The organism is Streptomyces sp. NPDC018947, from assembly GCF_044390505.1.
Lineage (GTDB): Bacteria > Actinomycetota > Actinomycetes > Streptomycetales > Streptomycetaceae > Streptomyces.
The window spans coordinates 77,393-93,417 of the sequence record NZ_JBIRZD010000017.1 but is presented as its reverse complement, the minus strand read 5'-3'; the positions used below and the strand labels follow the sequence as shown (position 1 = coordinate 93,417).

Genomic DNA, 16,025 nt, shown 5'->3' with positions numbered 1-16,025 from the left:
CACCGCCCCTGTGGCTCGTTCGCCCTCCGGACAGCGGCGAGCCGGTGTCCAGGACAGGGCGACGAGGCGCGCGTTGCTTCAGGCCCCGGCCGCCTGCCGAAGCCGTGCGAGGTGCTCGTCTTCGGCCGGGGGCCGGGTGAGGTCCGGGCGGGCGGCGCGGAGCCGCGTGTGACCTGTCGGGCGCGAGGCGCCTCGGGTGACCGGCGAGGTCTTGTCAGTGAGCGGTCACCCGGATAGGACTGTCCCTGTAACTGATCACCGGGCGGTGACACCTCTCCATGTCGCCTGCTCGGTGATGCCGTGTGCGCGGGAGGGGCGGTGCCGTGAGGTCGGCCGACGCCACGGCGTGACGGCCGCCGGACACGCGGTGCCTCAAGTCGCCGTCCTCCTCCACACGGACCGTTGAGGCTCGTAGGAAGGTGGGGCAGCTCATGCAGCACGCGCAGTTCACCGGGGTGAGCCGACGCCGCGTCCTCGGCACGGCGGCCGGGCTCGCCGCCGCCGCGACGGCCCTGCCGGCCGCGACCGCGGTCGCCGCGGACTCCGCGCCCACCGCCGCCCGTTGGCGCAGACACGTGGCACGCGTGACGATCACCCGGGACGACTGGGGCGTCGCGCACGTGCTGGGCGAGAGCGACGCCGACGCCGTCTTCGGCATGATGTACGCCCAGGCCGAGGACGACTTCAACCGGGTGGAGACCAACTACCTGGTCGCTCTCGGCCGCCTCGCCGAGGCCGAGGGCGAGAGCGCGATATGGAAGGACCTGCGCCAGCGGCTCTACCTCGACCACGAGGAGCTGAAGAAGGCGCACGCGCGCTGCCCGGCCTGGTTGCGGGCGCTGACGCAGGCGTGGGCGGACGGGCTGAACTACTACCTCGCCACCCATCCCGAGGTACGTCCCCGGGTCATCCACCGTTTCGAACCCTGGATGCCGCTGAGCTTCTCCGAGGGCAGCATCGGCGGCGACATCGAGTCCGTCCCGCTCAGCCAGCTCGAGGCCTTCTACCGCGGGCGGAGCCTGCCGATGACCGACGAGGAGCGCGGTCTGACGTTCCGGGAACCCACCGGCTCGAACGGCATGGCGATCGCACCGAGCCACACCCGCGACGGCCATGCGCTGCTCCTCATCAACCCGCACACCAGCTTCTTCTTCCGCGCCGAACAGCATGTGACGAGCAAGCAGGGGCTCGACGTCTACGGAGCGGCCACCTGGGGCCAGTTCTTCATCTACCAGGGCTTCAACGCCGACACCGGATGGATGCACACCTCCAGCGGCGTCGACAACATCGACAACTTCGCCGAGACGATCGTGACCGGCGACGACGGCGAGCACTCCTACCGGTACGGCGACGAACTGCGCCCCGTGACGACGAAGCAGGTCACCCTCTCGGTACGCACCGAGGACGGCGGCCAGGAGGAGCGCCGGTTCACCACCTACGCCACCCACCACGGCCCGATCGTCCGCGAGGAGGACGGCAAGTGGATCGCGTGCGCGCTCATGAACAAGCCCGTCGACGCGCTGAAGCAGAGCTACCTGCGCACCAAGACGCGGGACTACGACGAGTACATCGGCGTCGCGGAGCTCAAGGCGAACAGCTCCAACAACACTCTCTTCGCCGACTCCAAGGGCGACATCGCCTTCCTGATGCCGCAGTTCATGCCGAAGCGCGACGACCGCTTCGACTACCTGAAGACCGTCGACGGCAGTGACACGGCGACCGACTGGAACGGCCTGCACAGCCTGGCGAGCATGCCCCAGGCCGTGAACCCGAGGAACGGCTGGGCGTTCAACACCAACAACTGGCCCTGGACCGCGGCGGGGGACGACAGCCCCGACGCGGCCGACTACCCGCGCTACTTCGACCGGTTCGGCGAGAACCCGCGCGGACCGCAGGCGATCCGGGTGCTGACCGCGCGCAAGGACTTCACGCCCCAGACCTTGATCGACGCCGCCTTCGACCCGTACCTCACCGCCTTCGCCCGGCTGATCCCCGGACTCGTCGCCGCCTGGGAGGCCCTGCCCCGAAGCAGCGCGCGCAGGAGGCGGCTGTCCGCCCCGATCGCCCTGCTGCGCGACTGGGACACCCGGTGGTCCGCCGAGTCGACCGCCATGTCGGTGGCCGTCTTCTGGGGCGAGGACCTGTGGGCGATGACGACCCGGGCGGCGGCGGACGCCGGGCTGTCCGGCTGGGACTACATGGCCGAGCGCGCCACCGACACCCAGCGCCTCGACGCCCTGGACACGGCGGTGGCCCGCCTGGTGCGCGACTTCGGCAGCCAGGAGGTGCCCTGGGGCGACATCAACCGCTACCAGCGCAACGACGGCGCCATCGTCCAGGAGTTCAGCGACGACAAGCCGAGCGTCCCCGTCCCCTTCGCCTCGTCGCGCTGGGGCTCGCTGGCCTCGTTCGGGGCCAAGAGCTACCCGGGGACGAAGCGGTACTACGGCACCAGCGGCAACAGCTTCGTGGCGGTGGTGGAGTTCGGGCCCCGAGTGCGCGCCTGGGCGGTGACGGCGGGCGGCGTCAGCGGTCACCCCGACTCGCCGCACTTCGCCGACCAGGTCGAGCGCTACGCGAGCGGTGACCTGCGGCGGGTCTACTTCCATCCCGACGAGCTGACGGGTCACATCGAGCGCAGGTACCGGCCGGGCGACTGAGAGGGCGGTCGGCGCGAGGAGGACGGTGGACGCGCCGCCCTCCCCGGCGCCGGTCGGCGCCGTCACGGGGTCTCCTGCGCCGTCCTCACGGTGGGGTCGCCGGCGGCGAGGCGGTCGACCGGGTGGCGGTCGGGTCCTGACCCGCACCCGGCGCGGCGCAGGTACTCGAGCGGCCCCCGCATCCGCCGCACGAGAGGGGACTACGACATGCAGTACACCCACCTCGGCCGCAGCGGCCCGAAGGTCCGCCTCGCGTCGCCCGCTCGGACCGTTTCAGCCAGGCGTTCCCACCGGAGGAAGCCGCCGATGGCGGTCGTCATGACCGTCAGGGACAGGTGTCCCGTCCCTGGTCACGTCGCCCGGGACGGTGTCCGGCCCGCGTCCGGCAGGTGGCGCCGGAACCAGGTGGTCAGGCCGGCGTCGACCTCGCGGGCCAGTGGGAGCTGCGGCGCCGGGTCGATGCCGGGCTCCTCGGCGAGCGGATGCCCCAACCCGGGGATCGACAGCAGTGCGGACCGTTCCCCCAGCGCGTCGACGAGATCCAGGGCGTCGGCACGCAGCGCCGGGTGATCCGACTCGCCGCTGACGACCAGCAGTGGCGCACGACCGGCGATGGCGCTCGCCCTGGCGACGAAGTCCAGACGGTCGACGACCTCCTCGGATTCCGCGTCGTACGGGTAGTCCCCCGGGAACAGGCCGACAACGGACCGCATCCGGACGGCGGCGTTCACGACGGCGGCCGCGAAGACCGGAATCCCGGTGTCCGCGAGGACCCGCAGCGCCACGGCCCCGCCCAGCGAACCGCCGAGCACCCCGATCGGGCCGTCGCCGACCGGCAGTTGCTCACGCACCGACGCCAGCGCGGCCGGGAACTCCTCGGTCGCCTGTCGGACGAACGGGTGCAGGTAGGACATCAGGGGGTCCTCGCGCGCCAGCTCCATGACGGCCGTCGTGCTGCCGCCGACCATGCGCGCCCCGCACATCGGCATGCCCAGGTGCACCCGCCACGCGGGCAGGCCGTTCATCGGTAGAGCGGCGGCGAATGCGGCGTCCGACCTCGGCGCGTCCAGCATGTGCCAGGTGACGATCAGCGGCGCGGAACCGTTGCCGGCCGGTGGAAGAGCGGTGAACGGTACACCGGCGGCCGTGCCGGTCAGTGAGGAGTCCATGCGCGCCACGGTAGGTCCCCGGCCGCACACGGGAGCCGGTATCGCCGCCGGCGAAACCGCACGGCGCCGGCGGGTACCGCGAGACGGCCGTCATCGGGATCCCGCCCGGCGCGGACCGGAGGTTCCGTGGCACCCGGCGGGCCGGGCCCCGCGCCCGGCCACGGGACCGCACACGTCAGCCCCCGCCCGCGAACCGGTCAGGCACGGAGGGCGGGAGCGCGATCCCGTCCGGCAGCGGCCCCGAGATCCGGGGCACCGCGGCCCGCGTCCCCGAGAGCGAGCGGACGTCCGCTTCCGGTCGAGGATGCGACGGGCGCTTGTCAGGGACACGATCGGCCGTTACGTTCCCGACGTGTCACCCGACCCGGCCCGGCGTCCCGTGCGGGCTCCCACCCCCCCACCCAGGAGCACTCGTGAGGTTCCTCAGACGTCTCGCGGTCCTGGCCGTCGCGGCCCTGACGGCGTTCGCAGGACTGTCGGCCGCCCCGGCGCACGCCCGGGAAGCCGGTGCGACGGCCGCCCCCGTCTTCAAGGCGCCCTACCCCTGCGGCCAGCGATGGACGTACAGCCACCACTCGGCCGAGGTGCGGCGCGCGCTGGACTTCGTGCGGGCCGACGGCGGCTCCACGGCCGGCACGCCGGTGCTCGCGTCGGCCGCGGGCCGGGCAACCCGTCACTGGCAGGCCGACGGCGCCGGGAACTACATCGTCATCGACCACGGCGGCGGCTGGGCGACCTACTACTTCCACCTGGCGGCGTTCTCCGTGCCGAGCGGCACCTCGGTGGCCCAGGGCCAGCAGATCGGCACCACCGGCAGCACGGGCAACTCCTCGGGGGCGCACATCCACTACGAGCAGTTGCTCAACGGGGTGGGACAGAACATCGTCATCAACGGCGCCGGGCTCCCGTACCCCGGCAGCTACCACCAGGCCTACCTGACCAGTGACAACGGCTGCGGCGGTGCAGGCACCGTGTTCAGCACCTGGGGGGCCGGGGTGAACGTCCGTTCCGACGCCCGCCTGAGCGCCCCCGTCGTCACGACCCTCTCCGGTCCGACCACCGTGCGCGTCGTGTGCCAGAAGCAGGGCGACACCGTCACGGCCGAGGGCTACACCAACAACTGGTGGAGCAAGCTCCTCGACCAGAACGGCTTCATCACCAACATCTACATCGACCACCCGGACGCGAAACTGCCCGGAGTCCCACTCTGCTGAGCCCGGCCTGATCGCCTGGCCGCCCTCGCCCCGCAGGCGGGTGCCGCCCCGCGCGGTCCGGCGGGACGGCACCCGGTGCCCTGCGCGCCCCTCCCCGCGGGACGGGGGCGCGGTCGTCGTGCTCGTGGTCGTGGAGCCCGGTGACCCTACGGTGCGACCTCCTCCAGGGGGCGGCCGCTCGTCTCCTCCGCCCAGGCCGCCGCCGTCAGCGAGCCGGCCAGGGCCACGGCCGCCAGGGCGACGAACACCGTGCCGATGGCGCCTCCCGCGTAGAGGGCGCCCACCACGATCGGGCCGAGGATGACGCCCAGGCGGTTCATCGCGCCGCCCACGCTGGAGCCCAGTGCCCGGATCCGGGTGGGGAAGAGTTCCGGCGTGTACAGGTAGAGGCAGATGTTGGAGCCGAAGAGGAAGACGGAGGCCAAGGACGTCCAGGCCAGCACACCCGTCGCCGAGTCGCCGGCGAGCAGGCCGAGGAGCAGCAGGCTGAGCGCCGCCGCCGCCATGCACCAGATCACCGTGTTGCGGCGGCCGACCCGGTCGACGGTGAGGGCGACGACCAGGCAGCCGGCCAGGCCCGCGCAGCTCGTCACGGTCGAGTAGAGGAGCGCCGTGGACAGGTCGAGGCCGAAGTGGTCCTTGTAGATGGTCGGCAGCCACGAGGTGATGCCGTAGTTCGCGAAGTAGCCCGTGAACCACAGGAGTCCGACGACCAGTGTGCGCCTGCCGTACTTCCCGTGGAGCAGTTCGCGCAGGCCGCCCCTGCCCGGTGGCGGGCCGGCGGGGCGGGCCGGGGCGGGGGCGGGCAGGGGGGCGCCGGTGATCCGCTCGACCTTCTCCTCGATCGACGCCATCGTCGCCAGGGCCTCGTCGTGCCGGCCGTGGTCGGCGAGCCACCGCGGTGATTCCGGCACCCAGCGGGCGAGGGCGAGGCACAGCAGGCCGGGGACGGCCGCGAGGCCGAACACCCAGCGCCAGCCGAGCAGCGGCACCAGCCAGGCGGCGAGCAGCGCGCCGGCGGTCAGGCCGGCCGGGAAGACCAGTTCGTACAGGAGGACGAAGCGACCGCGCCGGTGGGCGCGGGTGATCTCCGCGATGAAGGTGGCCGCGATCGGCACCTCACCTCCGATGGCCATGCCCTGGACGAAGCGGATCGCCATGAACGGCTCGGGGGAGGTGCAGAGCGTCAGGGCCAGGTTGCAGAGGCCGGACAGCGCGATGCAGCCGGCGATGACCTTCACCCGGCCGATCCGGTCCGCGAGCCGGCCCGAGGCCAGCGCGCCGATCAGCATGCCGATCGAGCCGACGGTCATCAGGGCGGTGATCCGGGTCGTGCCGAGACCCCACTCGCCGCGCAGATCCGGAAGCGCGTAGGCGATCAGGAGCTGGTCGAACGCCTCGAAGAAGGTGACGGCGCCGACGACGAGCCGGACCATCACCTGCCAGCGGCACAGGGGCAGTCGTTCGAAGCGGGCGCCGATGGCGGCCGCGAGGCCGGCGGAGTCGCCCTTTCCGCCGGTGGCAGCACGGGCTGCGTCGATCGTCATGTGTGGTCTCCGGTGCCCGTACGGTGAGAAACACGCGAGCCCGCACGGGAGGGTTCGGGCCGTGCGGCACGGCGGAGCAACCGCATGCCGGGCGGCGATGAGGGGCTGGAGAGGTGCGGCGGGGCGGGACGGGCGGGCTGCACGGACGGTGCCGCCGACCCCAGTTGTGTAGGCGCTGAATGTCTCAGGGCTTAAGTTCTACCGGTAGTCCGCCACGGTTAGGCAAGCCTTACTCCTGACCTCGCGAAAAATTCACCGCCCGGGGTCCCTTGCGGCCCAATTAGTTAAGCCCTTAGATTCCCAGTGCCTAGACACCGCGGTTCGGGGCAACGCCCCAGTCCTGTCCGCGAGTTCTCCCACCGTCCTTTCCCGGAGGCCCCCATGCCGCGCATCCCAGCCGACGAGATCCTCATCGCCGGGCACTGGCGACGCGGCGGCGGGCTGCCCGTCCGGACGGTGGACCCCGCCGACGGCAGCGTCATCACCACCGTCCACGCCGCCTCGGCGGACGACGTGGACGAGGCCGCGCACGCCGCCGCCGCGGCCGCCGCCGCACCCGAGTGGCGGGACCTCCCGCCCCATCGCAGGGCCAGGGTCCTGTACCGGATCGGCGACCTGATCGAGGAGAACGCCGACGCGCTGTCCGCCCTGCAGACCGCCGACACCGGCAAGACCCTCGGTGAGACCCGCGCCCTCGCGCTGAGCGCCGCAGGCACCTTCCGGTACACGGCCGCCGCCCTGGAGACGGCCGAGGACGCGCTCACACCCTCGCGCGGCCCCTACGTCACGATGAGCACCTACGAACCGATCGGCGTCGTCGGGGCGATCAACCCCTGGAACTCGCCGATCGCCTCCGACGCCCAGAAGGTCGCCCCCGCCCTGGCCGGCGGCAACGCGGTCCTGCTCAAGCCCGCCGAGTGGACCCCGCTCGTCTCCCTCGCCCTCGGACGCCTCGTCCACCGGGTCCTCACCGGGGAACGGCTGCCGGCCGCGCTGCTCGCCGTCCTGCCGGGCAAGGGCCGCATCGTGGGCGACGCGATCGTGAAGCATCCGCTCGTCGGCCGGATCGGCTTCACGGGCGGCACCGCCACCGGGCGCGCCATCGCCCGCGCCGCCGCCGGCAAACTCGTCCCCGCCTCGCTCGAACTGGGCGGGAAGTCACCGACGATCGTGCGCGAGGACGCGGACACCGAAATGGCCCTCGCGGGTGTGATGTACGGGATCTTCTCCTCCAGCGGCCAGTCCTGCATCGCCGGTTCACGTCTCTTCGTCCACGCCTCGCGCTACGACTCCTTCGTCGGCGAACTGGTCGAGCGGGTCCGCCGACTGCGGGTCGGCCCGGGCACGTCCCCCGACACCCAGGTCGCGCCGCTCGTGCACCACGCGCACCGCGACGCCGTCGCGGCGGCGGTCGACCTGGCCCGTCAGGAGGGCGGCCGGGTGCTGTGCGGCGGATCCGCGCCCGAGGGCGAGCGGTACGCGAAGGGCGCCTACTACCTGCCGACCGTCATCGACTCCCTGCCGAACTCGGCCCGCGTCTGCCAGGAGGAGGTCTTCGGGCCGGTACTCGTCGCGCTGCCCTACGAGGACGAGGACGACCTGGTCGCCCAGGCCAACGACTCCGTCTACGGGCTGGCCTGCGGCATCTGGACCCGCGACGCGCGGGCCGCCTGGCGGCTCGGCCGGCGGATCGAGGCCGGGACCGTCTGGATCAACACCTACAAGCAGTTCTCCGTCTCCACCCCCTTCGCCGGGATGAAGGACTCCGGGCTCGGCACCGAGAAGGGCCGCGACCTGATCCGCGCCTACCAGCGGCAGAAGTCCCTGTACTGGGGCACCGACACCACGCCCCTGCCCTGGGCCAACTGACCCACCCCTTGGGAGATTCCGCTATGAACCACCCCCCGATCGGCCGGCTGCGCGCCCTGCGCTCCGTCGAGCTGCTCACCCCGAACTTCTCCGAGGCCGTCGACTTCTACGAGGAGGTGTGGGGCCTGCGGGTCGTCGAGGCCGAGCACAGCGCGAGCTGGCTGCGCGGCACCGGCGAGGAGCACCACGCCCTGCACCTGACCCGCTCGGAGACGATCGGCCTGGGCCGTCTCGTCTTCGCGCTCGGCACCCCCGCCGAGGTCGACGAGGCCGCACGCCGGCTCCGGGCCCGCGGCATCGCGCTCGCCACCGAACCCGGCCCCCTCGACCAGGTGGGCGGCGGCTACGGGCTGCGCTTCCACGACCTCGACGGGCGGCTCGTCGAACTGTCCGCCGACACCTGGGCGGTCACCGGGCGCAGCCGGGACGTGCCCCTGCCGGTGGGCGTCACCCACGCCGTCCTCAACACTCCCGACATCGACGCCTCCGTCGCCTTCTACCGCGACGTGCTCGGCATGCGCGTCTCGGACTGGTCCGAGCATCAGATGGCGTTCCTGCGCTGCGGCTCCGACCACCACTGCGTCGCCTTCAACCAGGCACCGTGGGTCTCCCTCAACCACGTGGCCTACGAGATGACCTCGATCGACCACTTCATGCGGGGCCTCGGCCGGCTCCGGCACCACGGGATCACCCCCGAGTGGGGACCCGGCCGGCACGGCCCCGGCAACAACACCTTCTCCTACTTCACCGACCCCACCGGTCTGGTGTGCGAGTACACGAGCGAGGTCGCGCAGGTCGTCGAGGAGACCTGGATCTGCAAGGTGTGGCGGCGCACCCCCGAGCTGTCGGACCTGTGGGGGACCGCGGGCCCGCCGTCGCGGCGCATCCGCGCCCACATGACGGGCACGCCGGACGGCAGACCCGTCGTCGCGCCCGTGGACGCCCCCGCGGGCACCTCCGCCCGCACCGAAGGAGCGGCGGCATGAACGGGCCGACGCGCAAGGTCGGACTCATCGGCTGGGGCGCCATCGGCCGCACCGTCGGCGGCGCGCTCGCCGCGGGCGAGGTGCCCGGCGCCGAACTGGCGGGCATCGTCGACAACCGGCCGCTCGGCGACGCCGTCCCCGCCCCGCAGCTCACCGTCGAGCAGGCCCTCGCCTGCTGCGACCTGATCGTCGAGGCCGCGGGACAGGGCGTCGTACGGGAATGGGGCGAGGCGATCCTCGCGTCCGGCACGGACCTGCTCGTGGCGTCCACCGGAGCACTCACCGACGAGGAGCTGTCGAAGCGGCTCCTGGCGGCCGGGCCCGGCCGGGTGTACTTCACCGGCGGCGCGGTCGGCGGGCTCGACCTGCTGCAGGCCGTGCGCGCCATGGGACCGCTCGGCGAGGTCACGCTGACCACCACCAAGCTGCCGTCCACCCTGGAACAGCCCTGGATGGACGAGGAGACGCTCGCCCGGCTGCGCTCCACGACCACGCCCGTGGAGATCATGCGCGGCACCGCGCGTGACGTGCCGGTCAAGTTCCCCAGGTCCACGAACGTCGCCGCCTCGGTGGCACTCGCGGTCGGCGACCTCGACGCCGTACGGGTACGCGTCGTCGCCGACCCCGCGGCCTCGCACACCTCGCACGTGATCGAGGCGAGCGGGCCGCACGGCTCGTACCGCTTCGAGATGCGCCACGTACCCGACGCGGCCAACCCGGCCACCAGCGGGGTCGTCCCCCACGCCGTGCTGCGCTCGCTCGCGGCCCTGGCCGGACGCCGGGGGCAGATCCTGTGACCGCCCACGACCTCGCCGGGCTGCACCTGGAGGAGGCCGGCCGCGAAGGTCCGCTGGTGCTCTGCCTGCACGGCATAGGCTCCTCGTCGGCCGCCTTCGCCCCGCAGACCGAGGCGCTCGCGGGCGCCCACCGGATGGTGGCCTGGGACGCGCCCGGGTACGCCGGGTCGGCCGACCCCGAAGGGGACCTGACCCTCGACGACTACGCGGACACCGCCGCCGGCGTCATCCGCGCCCGTGGCACCGAGGCCCACGTCGTCGGCGTCTCCTGGGGCGGCGTGATCGCGCTGCGGCTCGCCACCCGGCACCCCGGCCTCGTCGCCTCCCTCACCGTCGCCGCCTCCACACCCGGCTCCGGCACCGACCCGGAGAAGGCCGCCGCGATGCGCGCCCGGGTCCCCGAGCTGGAGAGCCTCGGCCCGCGCGCCTTCGCGGAGCGGCGCGGCCCCCGTCTCCTGTCCGAGGACGCGCCGCCCGACCTGGTTCGACGCGTCGTCGACACCATGGCCGGCGCGGTCCGGCCGCCCGGCTACCGGCAGGCGGCCGAGTCGATGGCCCGCACCGACCTGCGCGGCGAACTCGCCCACGTCACCGCGCCCACCCTCGTCCTGTGCGGGGAGAAGGACCGGATCACCGGCCCCGACGCCTCACAGGTCCTGGCCGGCGGTCTGCACCGGACCGCCTACGTGATCGTCAAGGACGCCGGTCACCTGGCCAACCAGGAACAGCCCGAGCGCTTCAACGCCTGGCTGCTCTCGCACCTCCACATCGTCACCAGCACCCGCACCAGGAAGGGCTGACCACCATGCCGCTGACCACCACCGAGTACGACAACGGCGGGGACCTCGCCAAGTACACCGACTCCCTGATCGCCTCCAAGGCGTCCCGCGAACCGGACTGGGGCACCCTGTCCTTCCAGGAGAAGGCGGGCCCGCAGTACAGGCGGGCGCAGATCCGCTACGTCGGATCCGGAGCCACGGGAAACCACGAGGACGACGGCCGCATCATCCCCTCCGGCGGCTTCACGTTCTCCAACATGCTGCTGCCGCCCGGCGCCGAGGGCCCCGCCCACACCCACCACGACGTGGAAGAGGCCTTCTTCGTCCTGGAGGGCGAGGTCCGCGTCGGCATCCACCGCGGCCCCGACGAGACCGAGTACCGCACCCTCGGCTACCGCGACATGATCGTGGTGCCGGCCGGCGTGACCCGCTCGCTGAAGAACGAGGGCGACACGGACGCGCTGTTCTGCGTGATCATCGGCACCCGCAAGCCGCAGGTGCCGACGTACCCCGAGTACTCCCCGCTGTACGGCGTCACCCGTGACTGACCCGGCGACCGGGCGTCGCACGGTCGTCGTGACCGGCGCGGGCCGTGGCCTGGGGGAGGCCATGGCCCGCCGGGCGGCGGCGGACGGGTACCGGGTCGTCGTCGCCGAGCTGAACGAGGAGTGGGGCTCTGGCACGGCCGCGGCGATCCGCGACGCGGGCGGCGAGGCCCGGTTCCTGCCGCTGGACGTCGCCGACCCGGCCTCCGTGGAGGCGCTGGCCGCCCGCCTCGCCCCCGGCGGCCCCGTGTACGGGCTGGTCAACAACGCCGCCCTCGCCAACGGCGTGGGCGGCCGGGAGTTCCAGGACATCGACGTCGCCACCTGGGACCGGCTGATGGCCGTCAACGCGCGCGGCCCCTGGCTCGTCGCCAAGCACCTGCTGCCGCTGATGCCCGGACCGGCGCGGATCGTCAACATCGCCTCGGACGCGGCGCTCTACGGCTCCCCGCGCCTCGCCCACTACATCGCCTCCAAGGGCGCGGTCATCGCCCTGACCCGGGCGATGGCCCGCGAGCTGGGGGAGCGGGGCATCACCGTCAACGCGGTGGCACCGGGCCTGACGGAGGTCGAGGCGACCGAGACCGTCCCGGCCGAGCGGCACGCCCTGTACGCGGCCAACCGGGCGATCCCGCGGCCGCAGCGGCCCGACGACCTGGTGGGGCTCGTCGCCCACCTGCTGGACGAGGAGTCCCGCTACCTGACCGGGCAGGTGATCGCCGTCAACGGCGGCTTCACCATGCACTGAACCCCCGCCCGCACCCTGGCCCCCCGCCCCTGCGCACCACCGTCAGCACGACCACCCGCAAGGAGTAACCATGGATCTCGGCCTCGCCGACCGCACCGTCCTGGTCACCGGCGGCAGCTCCGGCGTCGGCCTGGCCACCGTCCGCGCCCTGCTCGCGGAAGGCGCCCGGGTCGCGGCCTGCGGGCGCGACGCCGACCGGCTCGACAAGGCCGCCTCCGGTCTCGGCGCCGGCCCGGACCGGCTGTACACCGGCGTCTGCGACGTCCGGGACGCCGACGCCGTACGGGACTTCACCGAGCACGCCGCCGCCCACCTCGGCGGACGCCTCGACGGCCTCGTCAACAACGCCGGCCAGTCCCGCATGAAGACACTCGACGAGACGACCGCGGACGACTGGCGCGACGAGCTGGAACTGAAGTTCGCGGGCGTCCTCAACCCCCTCACCGCCGCCCGCCCCCACCTCCGCGCCTCCGACGCCGCCGCGATCGTCAACGTCAACGCCGTCCTCGCCAAGCAGCCGGAGACCCGGCTGATCACGACCAGCGCCGCCCGCGCCGGCATCCTCAACCTCTCCGCCTCCCTGGCCCGCGAACTCGCCCCCGAGGGCATCCGCGTCAACTCGGTCTGCCTGGGCCTGGTCGACACCGGCCAGTGGACCCGCCGCCACGCCGCGGCGGACAGCGGGCTCACGTACGAGCAGTGGCAGGCGGAGATCGCCGCCGACCGGGGCATCGCGCTGGGGCGGCTCGGCCGCGCCGAGGAAGTCGCCTACGCGATCGTCTCGCTGCTCTCGCCGCGCGCCTCCTACATCACCGGAACCAGCATCGATGTCTGCGGCGGAGTCGGCCGCGGCATCCTGTGAGGAGTTCGTATGCGTTACGACCACGGGGGCGGACTCCTGGCCGCCCACCTCAAGTCCCTCGGCGTCGACACGGTGTTCGGCATCGTGTCCGTGCACAACCTCCCGCTGGTGGAGGCCGTCGAGGCAGACCCGCACCTGCGGTTCGTTCCGGTGCGGCACGAGGCGAGCGCCGTCAACGCCGCCGACGCCCACGGCCGGGCCCGCGGCTCGATCGGCTGCGCGCTCACCTCCACCGGCACCGGCGCCGGCAACGCCGCGGGGTCCCTGATCGAGGCGTTGTCCTCGGGGACGGCGGTGCTGCACATCACCGGGCAGGTCGAGTCCGCGTACCTCGGCAGCGGGCGCGGCTTCATCCACGAGACCAAGGACCAGCTCGGCATGCTCACCGCGGTGTCGAAGTACGCCGCGACCGTCACCTCCGCCCAGGACGCGGGCCGCGTCCTGCGCGAGGCGTCCGCCGCCGCGCTCACCGCGCCGGGCGGGCCCGCGAGCGTGGAGTGGCCGATCGACCTGCAGTACGCGGCCCAGGAGGACGACGGCGACGGCCCGCCCGCCCGGGAAGTCCCGGTGCCGGACGCCTCCGCACTGACGGCGGCACGCGACCTGCTGGCCTCCGCGCGCCGCCCGCTGATCTGGGCCGGCGGCGGCGCGGCCACCGCCCGCGACCAGCTCCTCGCCCTGCTGGAGGCGACCGGCGCCGGCCTGCTCACCTCCAACTCCGGCCGGGGCTCCGTCCCCGAGGACCACGACCAGGTCATCGGCAACTTCGCCACCACCGCGCCCGCGCGGTCCCTGCTCGCGGACGCGGACGTCCTCGTCACCGTCGGCACCCACTTCCGCTCCAACGAGACCGCCGACTACGGGCTCCCGCTCCCCGAGGCACACATCCAGATCGACGTCGACGCCGCCGCTCTCGGCCGCGTCCACCCGGCCCGGCACGCCCTCCACGGCGACGCGAGGGCGGTCCTGCCCCGGCTCACCGAGGCGGCAACACCGGCCGACGCGGACTGGACGGCCCGGGTGCGGCAGGTACGCGGGCGGGTGCGGGCCACCCTCCACGACGCCATCGGCCCCCAGGCGGCGATCTGCGACGCCCTCGCCGCCGCCCTGCCACGCGGCGCCGTCGTCGCCCGGGACGTGACCATCCCCTCGTCGGCCTGGGGCAACCGCCTGCTGCCGATCCACGATCCGCGGGCCAACGTCTTCCCGCGCGGCGGCGGCATCGGCCAGGGCCTCGCCATGGGCATCGGCGCCGCCCTCGCCCGCCCCGGCGAACCCACCGTGGTCATCGCCGGGGACGGCGGGCTCGCCGTCCACCTGGGCGAACTGCTCACCCTCGCCCAGGAGCGGCCCCGGCTGACCCTGATCGTCTTCAACGACGGCGGTTACGGAGTGCTGCGCAACATGCAGGCCACCTACACCGAACGCCGCTCCGGTGTGGACCTGTTCACCCCCGACTTCGCTCGGCTCGCCGCCGCCTGCTCCCTCCCGTACGCGCGGATCGGCGACGCGAGCGAGGCCGCGAAGGTCGTCGACGTGGCCCTCGCCTCCGACGGGCCCACCCTCGTCGAGGTCGACCTGGCCGCGCTCGGCCCCATGAAGAACCCGTTCACCCCGCCCGTCAAGATCCCCACCCGGTAGGGAGGCCCGCCGACATGAGCACCACCGAAGAGCAGGAACTGGACCTCCTCGTCCACCGCATGACCTGGGAGGCGGACGGAGTCCTCTCCGTCGAACTCGTCCACCCGGACGGCAAGCCGCTGCCCGCCTGGACGCCGGGCGCGCACCTGGACCTGCGCACGGGCGGCCACATCCGCCAGTACAGCCTGTGCGGCGACCCGCAGGACACGGGGGTCTACCGGCTCGGCATCCTCGACGAGCCGTCCTCACGCGGCGGTTCCCGCCACGTGCACACCAAGGTGCGGCCCGGCCAGACGGTGCGCGTGGCCGGGCCGCGCAACCACTTCGCCCTCGAACCGGCCGCCTCCTACGTCTTCGTCGCCGGCGGCATCGGCATCACACCGATCCTGCCGATGGCCCGCCGCGCCGAGCGGGACGGCATCCCGTACCGACTGGTCCACGGCGGCCGTACGCGCGCCTCGATGGCGTTCGGCGGCGAACTCGCCGCGCTCGGGGGCGGCGAGGTGACCCTCGTACCCCAGGACGAACAGGGCCACATCGACGTGGCCGGCATCCTCGCGGACCTGCCGGCCGGCACGCTGGTGTACTGCTGCGGTCCCGAGCCGCTGCTGAAGGCCGTCGAGGAGGCGGTGCCGCAAGGGCAACTGCGCACCGAGCGCTTCGCGGCGCCGGCCGTGGCACGCGACGACGGCGACGACAGCGCCTTCGAGGTCGAGTGCCGGACCTCCGGGGTGACCCTGAACGTCGGCCCCGGCACCTCCATCCTGGAGGCCGCCGAGAACGCCGGGCTGAGCGTCGCCTCCTCCTGCCGCGACGGCATCTGCGGCTCCTGCGAGACCCGCGTCCTGGGCGGCACCCCCGACCACCGCGACTTCCTGCTCAGCGACGCCGAACGCGCCACCGGCGAGACGATGATGATCTGCGTCTCGCGCTGCGCCTCGGACCGCCTCGTCCTGAACCTCTGACCCCTCACGGAGAACCCGATGCCCGCGACCTGGCCCTTCCTGGAACCCCACCAGACCCGCGACCACGAGCCCACCCCGTACGAGACCAAGCTCGCGCGCACCCTCGAGGACATCTTCACCAAGGACGGTCACGAGCTGTCCGACGTGATCGACGGCCTCAACTCGCGCCAGTTGCGCACGCCCACGGGCGAGCCCTGGACCGAGGAGTCCTTCCGCGCCGAGATGCACCGCCTGGGAGCCTGA

The 16,025-nt window shown here is 73.2% G+C and carries 14 protein-coding genes; 12 read left to right on the top strand and 2 right to left on the bottom strand.

Annotated elements, in window-relative coordinates:
• Positions 1-431: 431 nt before the first annotated feature.
• The gene (locus ACH499_RS28445) at positions 432-2,660 is read left to right on the top strand and encodes a penicillin acylase family protein (protein WP_399019284.1); all 2,229 of its coding nucleotides are present in this window, start codon (positions 432-434) and stop codon (positions 2,658-2,660) included.
• 350 nt (positions 2,661-3,010) lie between these two features.
• On the opposite strand, the gene ACH499_RS28440 is transcribed toward ACH499_RS28445, so the two are convergent.
• Positions 3,011-3,829 carry an alpha/beta hydrolase gene (locus ACH499_RS28440; RefSeq protein WP_356205148.1) on the bottom strand — a complete coding sequence of 273 codons (819 nt, stop codon included), beginning with the start codon at positions 3,827-3,829 and terminating at the stop codon, positions 3,011-3,013.
• Between the two features lie 413 nt (positions 3,830-4,242).
• Here ACH499_RS28440 and ACH499_RS28435 point away from each other — a divergent pair, with 413 nt between their 5' ends.
• A complete protein-coding gene (locus tag ACH499_RS28435) occupies positions 4,243-5,043 on the top strand; it encodes a peptidoglycan DD-metalloendopeptidase family protein (protein WP_399019282.1) in 801 nt (266 codons plus the stop codon).
• A 146-nt stretch (positions 5,044-5,189) separates the two neighbouring features.
• On the opposite strand, the gene ACH499_RS28430 is transcribed toward ACH499_RS28435, so the two are convergent.
• Positions 5,190-6,590, bottom strand: coding sequence for an MFS transporter (locus ACH499_RS28430; RefSeq protein WP_356205146.1), 1,401 nt, complete (start codon positions 6,588-6,590; stop codon positions 5,190-5,192).
• Between the two features lie 381 nt (positions 6,591-6,971).
• Between ACH499_RS28430 and ACH499_RS28425 the strand changes: the two genes are divergently transcribed.
• From ACH499_RS28425 to ACH499_RS28380, 10 genes are all read left to right on the top strand, one after another.
• Positions 6,972-8,459 carry an aldehyde dehydrogenase family protein gene (locus ACH499_RS28425; RefSeq protein ID WP_399019280.1) on the top strand — a complete coding sequence of 496 codons (1,488 nt, stop codon included), beginning with the start codon at positions 6,972-6,974 and terminating at the stop codon, positions 8,457-8,459.
• A 23-nt stretch (positions 8,460-8,482) separates the two neighbouring features.
• Positions 8,483-9,445, top strand: coding sequence for a VOC family protein (locus tag ACH499_RS28420; protein WP_399019278.1), 963 nt, complete (start codon positions 8,483-8,485; stop codon positions 9,443-9,445).
• Entirely contained in the window at positions 9,442-10,242 is an 801-nt protein-coding gene (locus ACH499_RS28415) for an aspartate dehydrogenase domain-containing protein (protein WP_356205143.1), read from the top strand. The genes ACH499_RS28420 and ACH499_RS28415 overlap by 4 nt, the downstream gene beginning before the upstream one ends.
• On the top strand, positions 10,239-11,042 hold the full coding sequence (locus ACH499_RS28410) for an alpha/beta hydrolase (RefSeq protein WP_356205142.1): 804 nt from the start codon (positions 10,239-10,241) through the stop codon (positions 11,040-11,042). Before ACH499_RS28415 ends, ACH499_RS28410 begins: the two co-directional genes overlap by 4 nt.
• A gap of 5 nt (positions 11,043-11,047) precedes the next feature.
• On the top strand, positions 11,048-11,569 hold the full coding sequence (locus ACH499_RS28405; protein ID WP_399019275.1) for a cupin domain-containing protein: 522 nt from the start codon (positions 11,048-11,050) through the stop codon (positions 11,567-11,569).
• Positions 11,562-12,314, top strand: coding sequence for an SDR family oxidoreductase (locus ACH499_RS28400; RefSeq protein WP_399019273.1), 753 nt, complete (start codon positions 11,562-11,564; stop codon positions 12,312-12,314). Before ACH499_RS28405 ends, ACH499_RS28400 begins: the two co-directional genes overlap by 8 nt.
• A gap of 70 nt (positions 12,315-12,384) precedes the next feature.
• Complete coding sequence (locus ACH499_RS28395) at positions 12,385-13,176, top strand: SDR family oxidoreductase (protein WP_399019270.1); 792 nt, start codon at positions 12,385-12,387, stop codon at positions 13,174-13,176.
• Positions 13,177-13,185: 9 nt separating this feature from the next.
• A complete protein-coding gene (locus tag ACH499_RS28390; RefSeq protein ID WP_399019268.1) occupies positions 13,186-14,817 on the top strand; it encodes a thiamine pyrophosphate-binding protein in 1,632 nt (543 codons plus the stop codon).
• 14 nt (positions 14,818-14,831) lie between these two features.
• The gene (locus tag ACH499_RS28385; RefSeq protein WP_356205137.1) at positions 14,832-15,782 is read left to right on the top strand and encodes a PDR/VanB family oxidoreductase; all 951 of its coding nucleotides are present in this window, start codon (positions 14,832-14,834) and stop codon (positions 15,780-15,782) included.
• Between the two features lie 18 nt (positions 15,783-15,800).
• Positions 15,801-16,025 carry a recombinase-like helix-turn-helix domain-containing protein gene (locus ACH499_RS28380; protein ID WP_399019265.1) on the top strand — a complete coding sequence of 75 codons (225 nt, stop codon included), beginning with the start codon at positions 15,801-15,803 and terminating at the stop codon, positions 16,023-16,025.